The sequence below is a fragment of the Streptomyces sp. WY228 genome, assembly GCF_019287315.1.
Classification (GTDB): domain Bacteria; phylum Actinomycetota; class Actinomycetes; order Streptomycetales; family Streptomycetaceae; genus Streptomyces; species Streptomyces caviscabies.
The window spans coordinates 2851225-2870813 of the sequence record NZ_CP079114.1 but is presented as its reverse complement, the minus strand read 5'-3'; the positions used below and the strand labels follow the sequence as shown (position 1 = coordinate 2870813).

General features: G+C 71.6%; 15 protein-coding genes and 1 tRNA gene. 13 read left to right on the top strand and 3 right to left on the bottom strand.

All coding sequences use genetic code 11. From position 1 onward, the window contains the following. Positions 1 to 163: 163 nt before the first annotated feature. From KV381_RS12390 to KV381_RS12340, 11 genes are all read left to right on the top strand, one after another. Positions 164 to 1288: a TIGR03364 family FAD-dependent oxidoreductase gene (locus tag KV381_RS12390; protein WP_218785218.1), complete on the top strand. Its 1125-nt coding sequence runs from the start codon at positions 164 to 166 to the stop codon at positions 1286 to 1288. 5 nt (positions 1289 to 1293) lie between these two features. Beyond that, positions 1294 to 2016: a phosphonatase-like hydrolase gene (locus KV381_RS12385; RefSeq protein ID WP_086779537.1), complete on the top strand. Its 723-nt coding sequence runs from the start codon at positions 1294 to 1296 to the stop codon at positions 2014 to 2016. Beyond that, on the top strand, positions 2013 to 3098 hold the full coding sequence (locus tag KV381_RS12380; RefSeq protein WP_030631869.1) for an ABC transporter ATP-binding protein: 1086 nt from the start codon (positions 2013 to 2015) through the stop codon (positions 3096 to 3098). The genes KV381_RS12385 and KV381_RS12380 overlap by 4 nt, the downstream gene beginning before the upstream one ends. Continuing rightward, the gene (locus tag KV381_RS12375; RefSeq protein WP_218785217.1) at positions 3095 to 4003 is read left to right on the top strand and encodes a 2-aminoethylphosphonate ABC transporter permease subunit; all 909 of its coding nucleotides are present in this window, start codon (positions 3095 to 3097) and stop codon (positions 4001 to 4003) included. The genes KV381_RS12380 and KV381_RS12375 overlap by 4 nt, the downstream gene beginning before the upstream one ends. Continuing rightward, positions 3990 to 4787 carry an ABC transporter permease gene (locus tag KV381_RS12370; RefSeq protein ID WP_218785216.1) on the top strand — a complete coding sequence of 266 codons (798 nt, stop codon included), beginning with the start codon at positions 3990 to 3992 and terminating at the stop codon, positions 4785 to 4787. The genes KV381_RS12375 and KV381_RS12370 overlap by 14 nt, the downstream gene beginning before the upstream one ends. A 24-nt stretch (positions 4788 to 4811) precedes the next feature. After that, entirely contained in the window at positions 4812 to 5867 is a 1056-nt protein-coding gene (locus tag KV381_RS12365) for a 2-aminoethylphosphonate ABC transporter substrate-binding protein (protein WP_218785215.1), read from the top strand. 143 nt (positions 5868 to 6010) lie between these two features. After that, the gene (locus tag KV381_RS12360; protein WP_218785214.1) at positions 6011 to 7552 is read left to right on the top strand and encodes an alkaline phosphatase family protein; all 1542 of its coding nucleotides are present in this window, start codon (positions 6011 to 6013) and stop codon (positions 7550 to 7552) included. 74 nt (positions 7553 to 7626) lie between these two features. Then, the gene (locus KV381_RS12355) at positions 7627 to 8451 is read left to right on the top strand and encodes an HAD-IIA family hydrolase (RefSeq protein WP_030087761.1); all 825 of its coding nucleotides are present in this window, start codon (positions 7627 to 7629) and stop codon (positions 8449 to 8451) included. A gap of 91 nt (positions 8452 to 8542) precedes the next feature. Next, positions 8543 to 9109, top strand: coding sequence for a hypothetical protein (locus tag KV381_RS12350; RefSeq protein ID WP_218785213.1), 567 nt, complete (start codon positions 8543 to 8545; stop codon positions 9107 to 9109). A 1-nt stretch (position 9110) separates the two neighbouring features. Beyond that, positions 9111 to 9836 (top strand): class F sortase, encoded by a 726-nt coding sequence (locus KV381_RS12345; protein WP_218785212.1) that lies wholly within the window; start codon positions 9111 to 9113, stop codon positions 9834 to 9836. A gap of 348 nt (positions 9837 to 10184) precedes the next feature. Beyond that, a complete protein-coding gene (locus tag KV381_RS12340) occupies positions 10185 to 11231 on the top strand; it encodes a glycoside hydrolase family 6 protein (protein ID WP_218785211.1) in 1047 nt (348 codons plus the stop codon). Positions 11232 to 11323: 92 nt separating this feature from the next. Here KV381_RS12340 and KV381_RS12335 read toward each other — a convergent pair whose 3' ends face one another. The 3 genes from KV381_RS12335 to KV381_RS12325 form a co-directional block, all read right to left on the bottom strand. Continuing rightward, entirely contained in the window at positions 11324 to 13261 is a 1938-nt protein-coding gene (locus KV381_RS12335; RefSeq protein WP_218785210.1) for a kelch motif-containing protein, read from the bottom strand. Continuing rightward, positions 13258 to 15180, bottom strand: coding sequence for a glycosyltransferase (locus KV381_RS12330; RefSeq protein ID WP_086778342.1), 1923 nt, complete (start codon positions 15178 to 15180; stop codon positions 13258 to 13260). The genes KV381_RS12335 and KV381_RS12330 overlap by 4 nt, the downstream gene beginning before the upstream one ends. A gap of 534 nt (positions 15181 to 15714) precedes the next feature. Further along, a tRNA-Lys gene (locus KV381_RS12325) sits at positions 15715 to 15788 on the bottom strand. Positions 15789 to 15980: 192 nt separating this feature from the next. Between KV381_RS12325 and KV381_RS12320 the strand changes: the two genes are divergently transcribed. Both KV381_RS12320 and KV381_RS12315 read left to right on the top strand, forming a co-directional pair. Next, positions 15981 to 17273, top strand: a complete 1293-nt coding sequence (locus KV381_RS12320; RefSeq protein WP_030631900.1) for a peptidoglycan-binding protein — start codon at positions 15981 to 15983, stop codon at positions 17271 to 17273. Next, positions 17270 to 19513, top strand: coding sequence for an SPFH domain-containing protein (locus tag KV381_RS12315; protein ID WP_218785209.1), 2244 nt, complete (start codon positions 17270 to 17272; stop codon positions 19511 to 19513). Before KV381_RS12320 ends, KV381_RS12315 begins: the two co-directional genes overlap by 4 nt. Positions 19514 to 19589 lie beyond the last annotated feature (76 nt).

Genomic DNA, 19589 nt, shown 5'->3' with positions numbered 1-19589 from the left:
TGAGCGGGGGCTGGGCTGAGGCGGGGGGCTGATTCGCCGCCCGGCGCGCACTCGCCCTGGATCACGAAAGCATAACGGGTCTGGTCCAAACTTGCGGGGTCGTTCACCGTCCCGTCGGCGACCGGACGTGTCCGGGACACCCGTCCCGAGGAGCGTGGCCGCCGTGAGAGTCATCGTCGTAGGAGCCGGCGTGGTGGGAACCATGCACGCCTGGCACGCAGTCAGCCGCGGCCACGAGGTCGTACAGATCGAGCGCGAGAGTGAGGCGCGCGGGGCATCGCTCCGCAATTTCGGACAGATATGGATCAGCGGGCGGGCCGGTGGCGAGGAGCTGGGAACAGCCCTGCGCGCACGTGAGTTGTGGGAGGCCATCGGGGGGCGGGTGCCCGGTCTCGGCTTCCGGGCCTGCGGTTCGCTGACCCCGCTGCGCACCGCGCACGAGGTCGCCGTCGCCGAGGCGGCCGTCGCCCGGACCGACGCGGCGGCGCGCGGCTACAAGCTGCTCACCGCCGACGAGGCCCGGGCCCTCAATCCGGCCCTGCGCGGCGCGTTCACCGCCGCCCTGTGGTGCGAGCGGGACGCGGCGGTCGAACCCCGCGCCGCCCAACTCGCCCTGAAGCAGGAGCTGCTGGCCTCCGGGCGGTACACCTACCTCGGCGGCCGTGAAGTGCGGGAGGTCGTCGGGGCCGCCTCGGTGCGCGACGACCACGGCGACGTCCACACCGGCGACGCCGTGATCCTCGCGACCGGCGCCTGGCTCGGCGGACTCGTCCGTGAACTCGCCGGGCCCGAGCTGCCCGTGCGCCGCGTCCGCCTCCAGATGATGCAGACCGACCCGCTCGGCGAGCCGCTCACCACCTCCGTCGCCGACGCCGACAGCTTCCGCTACTACCCCGCCTACCGGGGCGAGGCGCTCGACGCCCTCGACGCCGGACAGCCCCAGGACCCGGTCGCCGCCGAGCACCGCATGCAACTCCTCATGGTCCAGCGCAGCGACGGCGGGCTGACCATCGGCGACACCCATGAGTACGAGCACCCCTTCGCCTTCGACACCGTCGAGGAGCCCTACGAGCACCTCACCCGGGTCGTCGAGGCCTTCCTCGGCCGCCCGCTGCCGCGTATCCGCCACCGCTGGGCGGGCGTCTACGCCCAGTGCGCCGACACCGCACGCGTCGTCCACCGGCAGCAGGTGCGCGACGGGGTCTGGCTCGTCACCGGACCCGGCGGGCGCGGCATGACGTGCTCGCCCGCCATCGCCGAATCGACCGCCGACCAACTGGGCTGGTGAACCACATGACGTCAACGGCACCCACGACCGCGAACCCCTATAACCTCGTCGTCCTCGACATGGCCGGCACCACCGTCGCCGACGGCGGCCTCGTCGAGCAGGCCTTCTCCACCGCCGCCCAACGCCTCGGCGTACGCCCGGGATCCGACGAGCACGCCCGTCAACTCGCCTACGTGCGCGCCACCATGGGCGAGTCCAAGATCTCCGTCTTCCGGCACCTCTTCGCGGGCGAGGGCGGCGAGGAGAAGGCGCGGTACGCCAACACCGCCTTCGAGGAGGCGTACGGCGAACTCGTCGGCGGCGGCCGCGTCGCCCCGCTCCCCGGCGCCCGCGAGGCCGTCGACCGGCTCACCGCCGAGGGCCGCACCGTCGTCCTGACCACCGGCTTCGCCCGTACCACCCAGGACGCCATCCTCACCGCCCTCGGCTGGCAGGACCTCGTCCCGCTGACCCTCTGCCCCGCCGACGCGGGCGGCCGGGGCCGGCCCTACCCGGACATGGTGCTGGCCGCCTTCCTGCGCACCGGGGCGGTGGCCGACGTCCGCCGGACCGTGGTGGCCGGCGACACCTCGTACGACATGCTCGGCGGCGTACGGTCCGGCGCCGGGATCGTCGCCGGGGTCCTCACCGGCGCCCACGACCAGGACCAGCTGACCCGGCACGGCGCGACCCACGTCCTCGGGTCCGTCGCCGAACTCCCCGACCTCATCGCGCGGGCCGAGGCATGAGCCCCGAGACCGCCCCCAGCGGCATCCGCTTCGACGGCGTCACCGTCGCCTACGGCGGAAACGTCGTCCTCGACCGGCTCGACCTCACCGTCGAACCCGGCGAGGTGATGGCCCTCCTCGGGCCCTCCGGCTCGGGCAAGACCACCGCCCTGCGCGCCGTCGCCGGGTTCGTCCGGCCCGCCGCCGGGCGGGTGTTCCTCGGCGGCCGGGACGTCACCGCCCTGCCCCCGCACCGGCGCGGCATCGGCATGGTCGTCCAGAGTTACGCCCTCTTCCCGCACCTCAAGGTCAAGGACAACGTGGCCTTCGGGCTCAAGGCCCACCGCACCCCGAAGGCCGAGATCCCCGGCCGGGTCACCGAGGCCCTCGACCTCGTCGGCATGGCCGCGTACGCGGAGCGCCACCCGCGCGAACTCTCCGGCGGCCAGCAGCAGCGCGTCGCCATCGCCCGCGCGCTGGCCATCCGCCCCGGCGTCCTGCTCCTCGACGAACCGCTCTCCGCCCTCGACGCCCGGCTCCGCTCCGGCATGCTCGCCGAACTGGCCCGACTGCACCGTGAGTTGCCGGACGTCTCGATCCTGTACGTCACCCATGACCAGGTCGAGGCGCTCACCCTCGCCGACCGGATCGCCGTCATGGACCGCGCCCGGCTCCAGGACTGCGGCACCCCGCAGGAGCTCTACCGCCGCCCCCGTACGGAGTTCACCGCCTCGTTCGTCGGCAACGCCAATCTGCTCCCGGTCACGGTCGCCGGTGAAGGAGCCGTCGCGTTCGGCGGCCGCCCCCTCGCCGCCCCCACCGACACCGCCGCACCCGGCGCCACCGCCACCCTCTGCGTCCGGCCGCACCTGGTCGGCCTCGGCGACGGGCCCAACGCCCTCACCGGCAGCGTCGCCGAGGTCCAGTGGCGCGGCTCCACCCACCGCGTCCACGCCGACGTCGACGGCCACCGCGTCATGGCCGACCTTCGCGAACTGCGCGAGCCCCCGGCCATCGGCGACCCCGTCACCCTGCACTTCGCCGCCGAGGACGCGGTACTGCTCCCGGCGGGGGCGGGCGACACGGCAGGGGGCGCTCCATGACCGTCACCACCTCTACCGCCGTCCCCCGTACGCCCGGGAAACCGGCCCCCGCGGCAGCCGGCCCCGGCCCCGCCCTCCGCTCCCGTACCGTCCCCACCTGGGTCTGGGCCCTCCCGCCCGTCGCCGTCCTCGCGCTCGCGTTCCTCTACCCGCTGGTTCTCGTCGTCCGGCAGTCCGTCACCCCGGACGAGGGCGGCGTCTCGCTCGACCCGTACGCCGAGGTCTTCGCCTCCGCCGTCTTCCGTGACGCGCTCACCACCACCGTGTGGCTCGCCGTCGGCTCGACCGTGGGCTGCCTGGTCCTCGGGTTCGTCCTCGCGCTGGTCATCGCGTTCGTCCCGTTCCCCGGCGGGAAGGCGGTCGCCCGGTTCGTCGACGTCTTCCTCTCCTTCCCGTCCTTCCTCATCACCCTCGCCCTGCTGTTCATCTACGGCTCGGTCGGCATGGCCAACGGGCTCTGGACCGACGTGACCGGCGCGGCCGACGGGCCCTTCCACTTCCTGACCACCCCGTGGGGGGTCCTGCTCGCCGAGATCACCTACTTCACCCCGTTCGTGATGCGCCCGCTGCTCGCCGCGTTCTCCCAACTCGACACCGGACAGCTGGAAGTGGCCTCCTCGCTCGGCGCCGGACCCGTCCGGATCATCCGGCAGGTGATCCTGCCCGAGGCGCTTCCGGCGCTCGCAGCGGGCGGCAGCCTCGTGCTGGTGATGTGCCTCAACGAGTTCGGGATCGTCCTGTTCACCGGGGCGAAGGGCGTCACCACGCTGCCGATGCTCGTCTACAGCAAGGCGATCCTGGAGTCGGACTACCCGGCCGCCTGTGTCGTCGCCGTCGTCAACATCGCGATCTCCGTGGGCCTTTACGGCCTCTACCGGGTGGTGAGCCGTCGTGCTGGTGCATAGCCGGGTCGGGAAGTGGGCCAGCTGGGCCGTCTTCCTGCTCCTCTTCGTCCCGCTGTTCGCGGTGCCGCTGCTCGTCATCCTCGCCGCGTCCCTCGCCACCAACTGGTCCGGGGCCTTCCCCTCCGGGCCCACCGTCGAGCGCTACACCGCCGCGACCAGCGGCGACGCGCTCCAGGCGCTGACCACCAGCCTCGTCACCGCCGTCGCCGCGAGCGTGCTGGCCCTCACCCTCGGCGGCTGGGCCGCGCTCGCCGCCGCCTCTCTCCGTACCCGCGGAAAGCGGCTCCTGGACGCCCTGTTCATCCTGCCGGTCGCCGTGCCCTCGGTGGTCGTCGGACTCGCGGTGCTGGTGGCCTACAGCCAGCCGCCCGTCCTCCTCAACGGGACGCGGTGGATCGTGATCCTCGCCCACACCGTCCTCGTCACCGCCTTCGCCTACCAGTCGGTTGCCGCCGCCGTGCGCCGCCTCGACCCGATGTACGAACAGGCCGCCGCCGGCCTCGGCGCGGGCCCCGCACGGGTGCTGTGGCGGGTGAAGCTGCCGCTCCTGCTGCCCTCGCTGACGTCAGCCGTCGGGCTCTGCTTCGCCCTGTCCATGGGGGAGTTGAGCGCCACGATGATGCTCTACCCGCCGGACTGGACCCCGCTGCCGGTGCAGATTTTCGCCGCCACCGACCGGGGCTCGCTCTTCACCGGCGCCGCCCTCGCCGTGGTCCTGATGACGACGACGCTCCTCGTCCTGGCCGCCGTCTCCCGCATCCGGACCCGCGCCTCCTACCGCTGATCCCCGTACCCCCTGGAGAAACCCATGCGCAACCGTGCCCGTGCCCTCGCCCTCCCCCTGGCCGGCCTCGCCGCCGTCACCCTCACCGCCTGCGGCGGCTCCTCCGCCGCGTCCGACGAGAAGTCCGTCACCGTCTACAGCGCCGACGGCCTCAAGGGCGAGAGGGGCGACGGCTGGTACGACAAGGTCTTCGAGGACTTCGAGAAGAAGACCGGCATCACCGTCAAGTACGTCGAGGGCGGCTCCGGCGAGATGGTGCAGCGCGCCGCCCGCGAGAAGTCCAACACCCAGGCCGATGTCCTCGTCACGCTGCCGCCCTTCATCCAGCAGGCCGACGCCAAGGGCCTGTTGACCGCGTACGAGCCCGAGGGCGCCGACCAGGTCGACGGCGCCGACCGTGCGCCCGACGGCAAGTGGACCTCCGTCGTGAACAACTACTTCGGCTTCATCCACAACAAGAAGGAGCTGGCCACCCCGCCGCGCACCTGGGAGGACCTGCTCGACCCCGCGTACAAGGAGAAGGTCCAGTACTCCACCCCCGGCGTCGCGGGCGACGGCACCGCCGTCCTCATCAAGGCCATGCACGACTTCGGCGGAAAGGAGCCGGCCATGGCCTACTTGAAGAAGCTCCAGACCAACAACGTCGGCCCGTCCGCCTCCACCGGCAAGCTCGCCCCCAAGGTCGACAAGGGTGAACTCCTCGTCGCCAACGGGGATGTGCAGATGAACTTCGCCCAGTCCAAGGACATGCCGAACCTCGGCATCTGGTTCCCGGCCAAGGGCGACGGGAAGCCCACCAGCTTCGCTCTGCCGTACGCCGCCGGGCTCGTCGCGAAGGCCCCGCACAGCGAGAACGGCAAGAAGCTGCTCGACTTCATGCTCTCCGAGCAGGCCCAGCGCGACGTCAGCGCGGTCGGCGGCGGCTTCGCCGCCCGCAAGGACGTCAAGGCCACCGACGCCAACGCCGTCGAACTGGCCGGGCTGATGGAGGGCGTGGAGATCTTCGAGCCCGACTGGTCGGACATCGGCGCTCACCTGGACACGTGCATCGACGCCTGGAAGTCGGCCACCGGAAGCTGACCGGCCATCTTTCGGCCACGGATTCCTGCGAAGGTCTGGACCCGGCCCGGTTGTCTCGCGAAGGTAACGGGTCTGGTCCAGACGGACGTTCGCGCCCCGCCCCCGTCCGACCCGCCTGCCCCGCCCTCTCCCTGGAGGATCACGTGACCCGGTCCCTGTCCCGCCGCTCCGTGCTCGCCACCACCGCCGTCGCGGCCACGGCCGCCGCCGTCGGCCCGCTCGTCACCGCCCCCGCCGCGTACGCCGCGCCCACCCTCCCGAACGGCACCAGCGAGGACAAGGTGCTCGTCGTCGGCATGGACGGGCTGCGCCACGACGTCATCGCCGCCGCGAACGCCCCGCACCTCAAGTCGATGATGGCGAACGGGACGTACGGCACCTCGCTGCTGTACGCCGACCCGATGGCCGCCACCTCCTCGGGACCCGGCTGGTCGACGATCTCCACCGGCGTCTGGCCCGACAAGCACGGCGTCAAGGAGAACTCCTTCGCCGGGAAGAACTACGCGCGGTACCCCGGCTTCCTCGCCCGCCTCGCCCAGGTCCGCCCCCAGCTCTCCACCTATGCCGCCGTCGACTGGAAGCCCCTGGACGCCCAGGGCACCGTCACCCCGGGCGCCGACGCCAAGCTCGTCCTCGACGGCGACCGCGACGGCTACACCGGCCACGACGCCACCATCGCCGCCGAGACCGAGTCGATCCTCCGGAACCAGAACCCGGACGTGCTCTTCGTCTACTTCGGCCAGACCGACATCGCCGGCCACAACTCCGGTGCCGCCGGCACCGCCTACCGCCAGGCCATCGACGTCCAGGACGGCTACCTCGGCCGCCTCCTGACCGCGATCCGGGCCCGGCCCTCGTACGCCACCGAACGCTGGACCGTCATCGTCACCACCGACCACGGCCACACCGACTCCGGCGGCCACGGCGGCAGCGCCATCGAGGAACGCCGCACCTTCGTCCTCGCCCAGGGCCCCGGCATCGCGGCCGGCGCCCGCCCCGCCGACACCCGCCTCGTGGACGTCGCCGCCACCGTCTTCCACCAGCTCGGCATCGCCCCCGACCCCGCCTGGGGACTGGACGGCAAGCCGGTCCAGGAGCGCTCCACCGACCCCTTCGAGGCCCTCCACCCGGCCCTGTCCGCCCGCGTCGACGAGACCGGCATCCCGGCGGGCGTCCTCGGCTGGACCCACACCGCGCCCAGCGGCTGGTCCGTCGTGAACTCCGCGATGGGCACCGGAGGCGTCACCGAGTGGCGCGGCTGGACCTTCGCCACCGACGAGTTCTGGAGCCGCAGCCAGCGCGACCAGTCCCGTGAGCTGAACGTCCGCTCGCGCGGCGTCTTCGCGGTCGCCGACTCCGACGAGTGGGACGACAAGGCGTCCTCGGGACCGTACGACTCCACGCTCGTCACCCCGGCGTACGCCGTCGCGGGCAAGTCCACCGTGACGCTCGGCCTCACCACCCTGTACCGCCAGGAGGGCAGCCAGAGCGCCCGGATCCTCGCCTCCTGGAACGGCGGAACGCCCGTCGAGGTGAAGCGCTACACCGCCGACGTGATCTCCCAGCCCCAGAGCCTGACCCTGGACGTCCCGCCCGGGGCCGCCAACGTGAGCTTCCGGTTCCACTACACCGGCAGCAACAACTGGTACTGGGTGATCGACGGGGTCACAGTCACCACCTCGTAATTATGCTGGGGGTGCACGGACGGCGCGGTCCGGGCACCCCCAGCACGCAGTGCGTACGGCAGGAGTCCCGACACATGGCAGACCGCAAGCCCATCACTTCCTGGCTCACCGACATGGACGGCGTCCTCATCCACGAGGGCACGCCCATTCCCGGCGCCGACGCCTTCATCAAGCGGCTGCGGGATTCCGGGCTGCCCTTCCTCGTCCTCACCAACAACTCCATCTACACCGCGCGCGACCTGCACGCCCGGCTCAAGCGCATGGGCCTGGACGTGCCCGTGGAGAACATCTGGACCTCCGCGCTCGCCACCGCCCAGTTCCTGGACGACCAGCGCCCCGGCGGCACGGCGTACGTCATCGGCGAGGCCGGTCTCACCACCGCCCTGCACGACATCGGGTACGTCCTCACCGACCACGACCCGGACTACGTGGTGCTCGGCGAGACCCGTACGTACAGCTTCGAGGCGCTCACCAAGGCGATCCGGCTGATCAACGCGGGCGCCCGCTTCATCTGCACCAACCCCGACGAGACCGGCCCGTCCGCCGAGGGCCCGCTGCCCGCCACCGGCTCGGTCGCCGCCCTCATCACCAAGGCCACCGGCAAGGACCCGTACTTCGCGGGCAAGCCGAACCCCCTGATGATGCGGACCGGGCTCAACGCCATCGGCGCGCACTCCGAGACCAGCGCGATGATCGGCGACCGGATGGACACCGACGTCCTGGCCGGCCTCGAAGCGGGCATGCAGACCTTCCTGGTCCTCACCGGGCTCACCACCGTCGCCGACATCGACCGCTACCCGTTCGGCCCGTCCCACGTCGTCGAGTCCATCGCCGACCTGGTCAACCTCGTCGAACTGCCGGACCAGGCCGACCAGCCCACCGCGGGGAACCGCGACTGACCTGCGCGGACCGCATCCGCAGTCGCTCGAATGGAGGACTGCGGATGCGGTCCGCCGTCGCAGGCGTGAACCTTCCCGTAGGAGGTTCACGATGCGTTCCATGTCCATCACTTTCTGTGCCGCGGCGGCGGCCGCACTCATAGCCGTGCCCGCGCCCGCCGCGCTGGCATCCCCGGCCGCCCCGGCCGGCGACGACGACCGGCGCACCGGCACCGTCTCGGTCACCCCGTCCACCACCGCCCCGGGCGCGCAGGTGGAACTGTGGGTCGATGCCTGCGGCAAGGGCCGCCGGGCCAAGGGCAACTCCGACGCCTTCGCCTCGGTCGCCCACTTCCGCCCGGCCGACGGCAAAGGCCTCTTCGCGGAGGCCCGGATCCGGTCCGACGCCGAACCCCGCTCCTACGACGTCTGGGTGACGTGCGAGGACAGCGACGGCAAGGCGACCGGCACCCTCACCGTCGTCCACCACAACCGCCCCTCGCCCGCCGCGCCCGTCAAGGCGGGCGGCGGAGGCACCGCCACCCTCGCCGAACGGTCCGCCGAGGCCGAGGGGCCCGGCACCCGGCACGCGGTGATCGGCCTGGTGCTCGCGGCCGTCGCGGCCGTCGCCGTCGCCCTGCGCAGCTCGCGCCGGCGCCGCGACCCGGCCGGCAGTTGACATGAGCGCCCAGGACCGCCCGGCAGGCAACGGGCGACTGCTCACCGGAGTGACCTGGGCCGTGCTGCTGCTCGGCCTGTGGCTCTGGGGCAAGGAGGCGGGCGGCGGGATCGGCGGCCTGTCGGGGCCCACCACCGGCGACGTGGCCGCGGTCGGCCGCCCCTTCGGGGCCGAGCTGCCCCCGGCGCACGACCCGGTCGCCGGCGCCGCCCCCGAACGCGTCGAGGTCCCCTCCGTCGGGATCACGGCCCCCGTCATCGCCCGCGGCCTCGACCAGGACGGGGCCATCGACCCGCCCCCGTACGGCATGCCGAAGACCGCCGGCTGGTACGGCGACGGCATCCAGCCCGGGGCGAAGGGCGCGGCCCTGTTCGTCGGCCATGTCGACACCGACACCAAGCCGGCGGTCTTCTACGGGCTCAGCGCGGTGAAGCCGGGCGCCCGGATCGAGGTCACCCGCACCGACGGCAGCGTCGCGGAGTTCACCGTGGACGACGTCCAGGTCGTCACCCGCGAACGCTTCGACGCGCAGAAGGCGTACGGGCCCCGCCAGGACGGCCGGGCCGAGCTGCGGCTGATCACCTGCGGCGGGACGTACGACCAGGAGACCCGCTCCTACACGGCGAACGTGGTCGTCTCCGCGTACCTCACCGGCGCGAAGGACGCGCGGGACGCCGGAGACGCGGGGGAGCGCGTGCAGGCAGTGGCCCGCGGGGCACGCGGCTGACGCACGGTGTCCAACCCGGCCCGGCCGGCCGCCTCTCACGGGGCGTGCCGGCCGGGCCGGTCCTCGACCGCGTGCGCCCGGCCGCGGGAGTCGCCCGGCGCGGTACGGGAGGTCGGTGCGGTGGGGAAGGTCCGTGCGGTCGGGAAGCCCGGGTCCCTCGTCACTGTAGGGGCCCCGCCGGACGGATGACCGGCTTTCGAACGGGATGTCCGGAACCGGTGCCCCGGTGTGACCGTTGTACGGGTGGGAGCGTGGGCGCCCGGCCGCTGTGCCAGGATGGATCGGACCGGCAGCACATCGGTGCAACCAGTGAGCGACAGTGCAGGCAGTGCACCCAAGGGGGAGTGGATGTACGGCAGTTACACCGGCCGGTCCCGGACGCGCAGGCGCGCGGCGGGCCTGCGGGCGACCGGTACGGCGGCGGCGCTGGGGGCGGCCCTGCTGCTGGCGGGATGCTCCGGTGACGGGGACGGCGGCGGGAAGAAGAGCGCGCCGACCGTCGAGCAGCAGCCCAAGGACAAGGATCCGTACTGGGTCAACCCCGACGGCAACGCGGCCCGTCAGGTCGCCGCGTACACCGAGGACGGCGACGCGAAGAACGCCGCGCTGATCCGGAAGATAGCGCAGCAGCCGGTCGGCGAGTGGATCACCCCGGACAACCCGGAGTCGCAGGTACGCGGCATCACCGAGGCGGCCGCCGCGGCCGACCGGGACGCCCTGCTGGTCCTCTACAACGTCCCGCACCGCGACTGCGGCCAGTTCTCCAAGGGCGGCGCCTCCGACGGCGACTCCTACCGCTCCTGGCTGGACGGCGTCGCCAAGGGCATCGGGGACCGCAGCGCCACCGTGATCCTGGAGCCGGACGCCCTGCTGCACCTGGTCGACGGCTGCACACCGCAGGAGTTCCACGAGGAGCGCTACGACCTCCTCAAGGGCGCGATCCAGCGGCTGAAGCAGCAGCCCGCCACCAAGGTCTATCTGGACGCGGGCAACGCCGGCTGGCAGTCGCCCGACGCGCTGTTCCAGCCGCTCCAGCGGGCCGGGATCGCCGAGGCGGACGGCTTCTCGCTCAACGTCTCCAACTTCCAGACGACGGCCGTCTCCACGGAGTTCGGCAAGAAGCTGTCGGAGAAGATCGGCAACAAGCCCTTCGTCATCGACACCAGCCGCAACGGCAACGGCCCCTACACCGGCGGCGACCCCGCCGAGAGCTGGTGCAATCCGCCCGGCCGCGCGCTGGGCGAGGCCCCGACCACGCAGACCGGCGACGAGCTGGTCGACGCCTACCTGTGGATCAAGCGCCCCGGCGAGTCCGACGGCGACTGCAAGGGCGGCCCGAAGGCCGGCGACTGGTGGCCGGAGTACGCCCTGGGCCTGGCCTCCGCCACGCAGTAGCGGAAACGGCCGGAGGCCGCACACCGGGAGCCCGATCTCCCGGTGTGCGGCCTCCGCCGCGTACGGACGCGGTACGCGCCCTTGCGTGGCCCCTACTCGGGCACCTCCACCCACATGCCCTCGGACGGGGTGCCCTGGTCGTCGGTGACGAAGAGCATGTACCAGCCGGCCGGCACCAGCGCCCGGTTCTCCGGCACGGTGACGGTGATCCCGTCCTTCGACTTCTCCATCTCCAGCGCGACGGTGCGCTGGTCGGTGTCGGTGACATGGGTGACCGCCGAGGGCCGCATCAGCTTCGCCGAGGTGATCTTCGAGGCGTGCTGCGTGGTGAAAAGACCCGTGGAGCCGCGCTCGATCTTCTTCGGCCCGGCCGTCAGCTCCGGCCGCGAGTCCCGGTAGAGGTAGGGCGGGGTGTAGATCTCGATGCGCTGCTCGAAGACGCCGGGCCGGGTGTTGGCCTTGTCGGAGAAGAGCGAGTCCGAACCGAAGATCATCACCCGGCCGTCCGGCAGCAGCACCGAACCCGAGTGGTAGTTCCGGCCGACCGCCGGGTCCGCGACCTTCTTGTACGTATCCGTCTTCGCGTCGTACAGCCGGGCCTGGAGCACGTCCGAGCCGCCGCGCCCCCGGTAGTCGTTGGAACCGCCGGTGACCAGCAGCGAGTCGTCGGGCAGCAGCGAGGCGCTGGGGTAGCGGGTGCCCTCGGAGAGGGACGCGCCGTCGGTGAACTCCGGGTTTTTTTTCTGGAGGTCGACCAGCCGGGACTTCTCGCTGGACTTCTCCGACTCGCCGACCCCGCCGCCGCCGATCACCATGAACTTCTCGTCCTGGGCCGGGGGCAGCCGTACCGTCGCCGAGGTCTCCATCTGGTCCGGGTCGCTGAGCCCGGGGATCTTCTTGAACTTGTTGGTCGACAGGTCCCAGACGCCCGGGTCGCGGCCCACGTCCGCCGGACCGTATCCGGCGTTGGAACCGGAGTAGAAGAGCTTGCCGTCGTTCAGCAGGAAGACCGCCGGGTAGGTGGGGAACCTCCGCTCGATGCCGGTGTACTCCCACTCCTTGGTCTCCGGGTCGTAGATCTCGTCCTTGCCGGGGACGATCTGCCCGATCTCGTCCAGACCCGACAGGGCGAGGACCTTGCCGTCCTCCAGCGTCGTCAGCGTCGGGTACCAGCGGGCCTCGTTCATCGGGTCGACGGGTATGTACTTCTCCGCGACCGGGTCGAACTCGAAGGCCTCCTTGATCCCCTGGAAGTCCTTCTTGTCCAGGGCCAGCTTCTGCGCGATGCCGTAGACGTTGCGGGTGTCCGAGCCGGACAGGCCCGCCACCCGGTAGTTGTCCTCGGTGCCGGTCTCGTACTTCTTGCCGGTCTGCTGCGCCTCGACGTAGATCCGGCCGAGACCGGGGTCGTTGCGCAGGAACGCACCGGTCTCCTTGTCGAAGACCTTCTTGGCCTTCTCCACCAGCACCGGGTCCTTGGAGACGAACGTCTTGCCGTTCTCCTTGCCGGTGAACCGGGTGCCCGCGGGCAGGGTGATCGGCTTGTCCGGGTTCTCGTTGTGGACGATCATCAGGCCGCCGGCCTTGGTGACATCGCCCTGGAGCTTCTCGTACCGCTTGGTGCCGCCGGCTATGAGGAGCTTGCCGTCGGGCAGCTGGGTGTGCCCGGCGCAGAACATGTCCTTGGGGGTGGGGATGTCCTTGAAGACGTTCGTCTTCGGGTCCCACAGCACCGAGCGGAAGCTCTTCGCGTCGAAGTTCTTCTGGTTGTTCCCGGAGCCCGCGACGAGCAGCACCTTGCCGGTGTGCAGCAGCGCCGCGTGGATCGTGTTGATCCGGTGCTCGGAGGGGACGTCCAGGAAGTCCCAGTGCCCGTTGGCCGCCTTGTAGTCCGGCTGGTTGATCTTGTACTCGTGGTAGCGCTCGGTGCTGAAGCGGTACAGCCACGGCCCGTTCGCCCCCGCGAGCGCGAGAACCACCGCCGTACTGATCGCCAGGCGGCGGGTACGGCGGCTCGGACGGTACTTCATTTCTTACGTCCCCCCAGGGAGATCTGCATGGTCTGGTCGTTTCCGGGTGCTCCGGGCAGCGGCTGGGGCCTCGGCTCCGGGGCCGGTCCGCCGCTGCGGTGCGATCCTCCGCCCGAGCGGCGTTTCTTCTTCTCGGCGCGCATCGTGTACCGCCAGCCGATGATCGGCGCCGCGGTGATCAGCAGCGCCAGCGTGGCCCAGGTGACCATCGCGGGGTGGCTGTGGCCGAGGAAGAAGGAGGAGATCATCGAGGCGCCGAAGACGACGATGAAGAACAGATGGATGCGGAAGGTGCCGAACAGGGTGTCCGGGCTGGACGAGTCGCCCTTCGGGGTCACCACGAACGAGCTCTTGCGGCGCAGCACCGCGTCCATCAGCGAGCGGGCGTAGATCGGCGCGGAGAGCGCGGACATCACCATGCCGGCCAGACCGCCGGAGCCCTCGGGCTCGTGCGGCGAGACGTTGTGGCGGCGGTTCCAGATGTAGAGGCCGATCTGGAGCGCGGAGGCGTTGCCGTACAGCATCATCCAGATCGTCGGGTCGATCTGGACACCGGAGGCGCCCATGCCGAGGAACAGCGCGCAGCTGAGCGCCGCGAGGATCCAGTTCAGCGCCGACATCGGATAGAAGATGATCATCATCGTGTAGTTGAAGAGCTTGCCGGGCGGCATGGTCCCGAAGCCCTTCCAGAACTGCCCGATGATCGTCTCGTAGGTGCCTCGCGACCAGCGCAGCTGCTGGGTGAAGAAGTCCGTCCACGCGGTCGGGCCCTCGCCGACGGCCAGCACGTCCGGGGTGTAGACCGAGCGCCACTTCTTCCCCGTGGCCGGGTTGCGGTGGCGGTGGATCTCGAAGCCGGTGGCCATGTCCTCGGTGATCGAGTCGTACAGACCGCCGATCTGCTTCAGCGCCGAGATCCGGACCGCGTTGCTGGTGCCGACGAACATGGGCGCGCCGTAGCGGTTGCCCGCGCGCTGGATCAGCGCGTGGAAGAGGAACTGCTGCGACTCGGCGGCCTTGGTGACGAAGGTGTCGTAGTTGCCGTAGACCTGCGGGCCGATGACGAAGCCGACGTCCGGGTCGCGGAAGTAGCCGAGCATCCGCTCCAGGTAGTTCGCCATCGGGATGTGGTCGGTGTCGACCGAGGCGAAGAAGTCGTAGTCGCCGCCGTGCGCGTCCAGCCAGGCGTTGTAGTTGCCGTGCTTGGTCTTGGCGCGGTGCGGGCCCTTGGCCTGGTTCCAGTGCGCCACGCCCTTGCGGGAGAAGTGGTGCACACCGAGCCGGGCGCAGACCTCCTTGACCGCCGGGTCGTCGCCCTCGTCCAGCAGCCAGACGTGCATCAGGCCGCGGTGGCGGATCTTCACGGCCGCCTCCAGCGTCTTCGTCACCATCTCCAGCGGTTCCTTGCCGGGAACGAAGGAGGTGAGGAAGGCGACCCTGGTGCCGGACTCCGGGATCACCGGGACCGGGTCGCGGGCGACCAGGGTGGCATGCGCGTTCGAGAGGACATTCATCGTGCGGAACAGCTCGATCAGACCGATCGAGACCAGCATGACGATGTCGAGGACCAGCAGGAGGTCGTTGTCCAGGTTGGGGTCGCGGTCCGTCCAGTGGCCGGGCTGCATCAGCCAGGCGAAGAGACCGAGCGAGACGAGGGGAGCCGCGCCGAGCAGGAGCGCCGCGCGCACGCGGTGCGGCTCCTGCGATATGAGCGAGCGGTACTGGACCTTGTACGGCTTGCCCGCGGGGGGCTGCGTCAGCGGTCCGGCGAGCCGGCTGTAGTGCTCGTAGTCGTAGCGCGGCAGCTCTTTCTTGGCACGCCGCCTCGCCGCGCCGGCCCGCAGCCCTGCCGGTATCCGGAGCTGCGTCGTCCGGGAAGCGTCGTTCTCCTGCCGGTCGCCTGGCGGCGTCGACGTCATGGGTACATCCCCCCGCACGCATGCTGGTGCGTGACTGTTCGGTCTCTCTCGTGCGTGCGCGGTGGCCCCCGTTCTTCACCGGGTACGCACACGGTGGCAAGCCACCGTCCCCACAGACATGGTTCGGCAGCCTTCCGGTTGCATGATGCCCCCTCGGCGTCCGCCACCGAGCGGGACCCCCACCCCGCGGTACGGACAACCGGAACGTCACGCTCTGCTGTGCCAACTGTACGGATCGGCAGCCCCCTTGGCGCCCGTCGGGCCCCCAGACAGATTGTCCGACACGGAACGGGATCGCAAGGGTGAAACAGACTGTTTACCGGTCATACGCACGATTTGGGCCCCAGGTGTGGAGGGGGTGTGACGAAGTGAGGATCGGCGCTCGCGCGCCCCTCCGTCACTGCCTCGTGACGGAGTGCAGTTCGACGTGCGGCTGTTCGTGCGCGGTCGCGGGGTGCTGCCGGGTGTCACCGGATACCGGACAGGGAATGATCAAAGCCCCCTCACTGAACGTGAGGGGGCTTTGACCGTGCGTGCGCCGTCAGGGACTCGAACCCCGGACCCGCTGATTAAGAGTCAGCTGCTCTAACCAACTGAGCTAACGGCGCCTGCTGACCTGGAGAACTCTACCGGACCTTCCGGGGTGCTCCGAACCATTTACCGGCCGCCACGCCCCGTCAGATAGTCGTTTTTTTCCTTTGTTCCGTCAAAATGCGATATGTCGGGAGAGTTGAAACACTGACGCCCGTTGCAGCTGCGCCCAAAGATCTTGACGAATGACGAGTGCGGAGGGGAATCGCATGACTGTGCCGGTCTTCGAGGAGTACGAACCCGCCATCGACTGCGGATGTGCGGGGTGCGCCGTCCGGCGGCGTACCGCCGCGAGGTCGCTGCCGGTGCGGCGCGGCGGACACCCCGCCGCGCACGGCGCGCGGCGGGCCCTGGTGCTGGCGACGGCCGCCGGGGTGGTCCTCTCCTGCGGGGCGGCGGGTGCGGCGGCCGCCGGCGGCCACGCCCCGGAAACCCCGCACGCCGACGGGGGCGCCGACCCGGAGCCGGCCACTCCGCAGGGCGAGAAGGGCCCGCTGAAGGGCAGTGGCGCCTCGGGCCCGCCGTCCGCCGGGGCGGCCGCGCCGAAGACGACCCGGGCCGACATCATCAACCGGGCCAAGAGGTGGGTGTCGGCGAAGGTCCCGTACAGCATGGAGAAGTACTGGTCGGACGGCTATCGCCAGGACTGTTCCGGCTATGTGTCGATGGCCTGGAACCTCGGCACCAACGAGTGGACCGGCAGCCTCGCCGCCTACGGGACCAGGATCGACCGCGCCGACCTCCAGCCCGGCGACATCCTCCTCTTCCACAACCCGGCCGACCCTTCCAAGGGCTCGCACGTCACGATCTTCGGCGGCTGGACCGACTACACGCGCACCCATTACGTGGCCTACGAGCAGGCGCGCCCGCAGACGCGGAAGCAGTCGACGCCCATGGCGTACTGGAACAACTCATCCCGATACGTCGCCTACCGGTACAAAGGAGTCACCGGCGGCTCGCCCGGCTCCGGCTCCTCCACCGCGTTCCCCGGAGCCAAGCAGTTCGGCCCCGGCGCCAACAACAAGTACGTCACCCAGCTCGGCCAGATGCTGGTCCAGCGGGGCGGCAAGCGGTTCTACGCGGTCGGCCCCGGGCCCGTGTGGGGAACGGCGGACCAGCGGGCGACCCAGGCGTTCCAGCTGGCGCAGGGCTGGAAGGGCAAGGAGGCGGACGGCATCCCCGGCCCGGACACCTGGCGCCTGCTGACCACCGGCGCCGGACGCAGCATTCCGGCCGCCGGCGCGGGCGGCAGCCCGAATACGGCCGTCGCGTTCCCCGGACGCGGCTATTTCAAGCCGGGTCAGTCCAACAGCCATGTCGACCGGCTCGGCAAACAGTTGGTGAAGAAGGGATACGGCAAGCACTACGTGTCGGGCCCCGGCCCGCTCTGGACCGAGGCCGACCGCCGCAACGTCGAGGCGTTCCAGCGGGCCCAGGGCTGGCGCGGCGGTGCGGCCGATGGTTACCCGGGGCCGGAGACCTGGCGCCGGCTCTTCGCGTGACGGACGTGACGGAAAGGAATCGGGAACCGGTGACCCCCAACAACGACCAGCCCCCCCGAACCACCCCCACCCCCACCCCCCACCCCTTGGACGACCACCTCCCCCCGTCACTCTTCGCCCCACCGGGCAAGGGAAGCCCGCCCCCGCTGTTCGGACCGGTGGCGTCGAGTCCGGCGGAGCCGGAGGACGAGCGAGCGGATGCGCCGGGCGGTGGGCGCAGGCCTGCGTCGGACGGTGAGCTTCCGGGTGCGCCGGGCGGTGAGCGTCGGCCTGCGCCGGGCGCTGAGCTTTCGGATGTGCCGGGCGTGGGGCTTCGGCCCGCGCCGGACGGTGGGCTCGCGCCCGCACCTGATGGTCAGCTTCCGCGTTCGCCGCGCGCCGAGTCCGCACCCGCGGCGGACGCCGGGCCCGGTCCCTCGCCGCGCGCCGGCACGACCCCACCCGTACCGCCCCGGACCGTCACCCCGGAGCCCCCGAACGTGAGCCTGCACCTCGGCCCGACCCCGGACCGGCGGACCGGGGGCTCCACTCCGGTGAGTCCGTCCGGGGGCTCCGCCGCGGAGGACCGTACGACGGACCGCCCGGCCGGATCCCCCACTCCCGCGCGCCCCGCGCCCGACCGTCGCCCGGACCGGCCGACCGAGGGCCCAACCCCGGCACACCCGACCCCGACTTCGGCCTCCGCCCCCGCGCGCCCCGCCCCGCTGGACGGGAACCTCCATCTCAAGCCCGTCCGGCGTTTGAGGACGGAACCCTCGGCGGAGTGGACCCCGCATCCCTCTTACGGGGCCGAGCCGGGGGCCGGGAAGGGGGCGGGCACGAAGGCCTCCGCCGAACGGGAGAGCCGGGCCGTCCCGGCGAAGGGCCCCGTGGACGACTCCGGACCCGACACCGAGCTGGACCTCGTCCTGGACCTGGCCCCCGGCGACCGGGCCGCCTCCGCCACCTTCTCCGTGCCGGTCTCCGTACCCGCGTCCGGTACGGCACCCGTGCCCACGCCGGCATCGGCTTCCGGGACAGGGGCCGGGGCAGGGGCAAGAACCGGGGCCGGGACAGGGGCCGGGAGCAGGACCGGGGCACCGGCCACCACGACCGCGGCGACCCCTCCGTACCCCGCCCGCCGCCACTCCGTCATCGCCAACGAGACCACCGCCTCCATCCCCGTACACCTGCTCTTCCGTGACGACCAGGAGCCGGCCGAAGCGGCGGCCCTGCCCGCGGCCGTCGTCCGTCGCCCCGCCGGAGGCGACCGCGCGCCCGCCACCCGGCGGCCCCCCGTGCCGCGCTCGCCGCAGACCCGGGTGCAGCCGTCGACCCGGCCCGCCCCGGTCGCCGACCCCCGGCTCGCCGAACGGCCCGGACCCGCCCTGCCCGGCTACGCCGCCCTCCTCACCGGCGCGGCCGGAATCGCCGGCGGACTGGCCGTCCTGTGGTGGCGTGGCGCACTGCCCGCCGCCTGGCAGAACGCCGTCGGCCTCACCCCACGCCCCGACCTCGGCATCGGGGCCGGCGCCTGGGCCCTGCTCGCCCTCCTCACCACCATGGTGCTCCTCGCGCTCGGCGGCCTCGGCCGCGGCCGGGTCGGCTACGCGTGGGTGCTGACGCTGTTCGGCGACTACCGGGGCAGCGTCCGCCGCACCGGCCTCGTCTGGGTCTCGCCCCTGCTGCTGCGCCGCCGCGTCGACGTACGGCTGCGGCACTGGCGCAGCGAACCGCTGCCCGCCGTCGACGCGAACGGCACCGCACTGCGCGTGGTCGTCCTCGTGGTGTGGCGGATCAAGGACACGGTCCGGGCCGTCCTCGGCATCGAGGACCACGAGGCCTACCTGAGCGCCCAGGTCGAGGCAGCCATGGCCCGGGTCCTCTCGCAGCTGCCCGCCGACGCGTTCCACGAGGACGCCCCGAGCCTGCGCGACGCGGAGGCGGTCGGCGACGCGCTGACCCGGATGCTGAAGGCGGACTGCGAACCCGTGGGCGTGGAGGTGTACTCCGCGCAGCCGACCGGCATCGAGTACGCCCCCGAGGTCGCGGCGGCGATGCAGCGGCGGCGGATCGCCGCGATCGACTCCAAGCACCGCGACAGCGTGCTCACCTCCGTGGTGGACGCTGTCGACGACACCGTCAACCGGCTCACCTCGCGCGGCATCGTCGAGCTCGACGACTACGAACGCAAGGCACTCGTCAAGGACTTGACCGTTGCCTTCTACACCGGTCGCAGCGGGGGAGGGGACGGGGCCTGAGCGGTCGGGGGAGGTTCGGAGCGGGTTCGGAGCGGGTTCGGCGGGCCGTCGGAATATGACGCTCATTGGTCTGGAC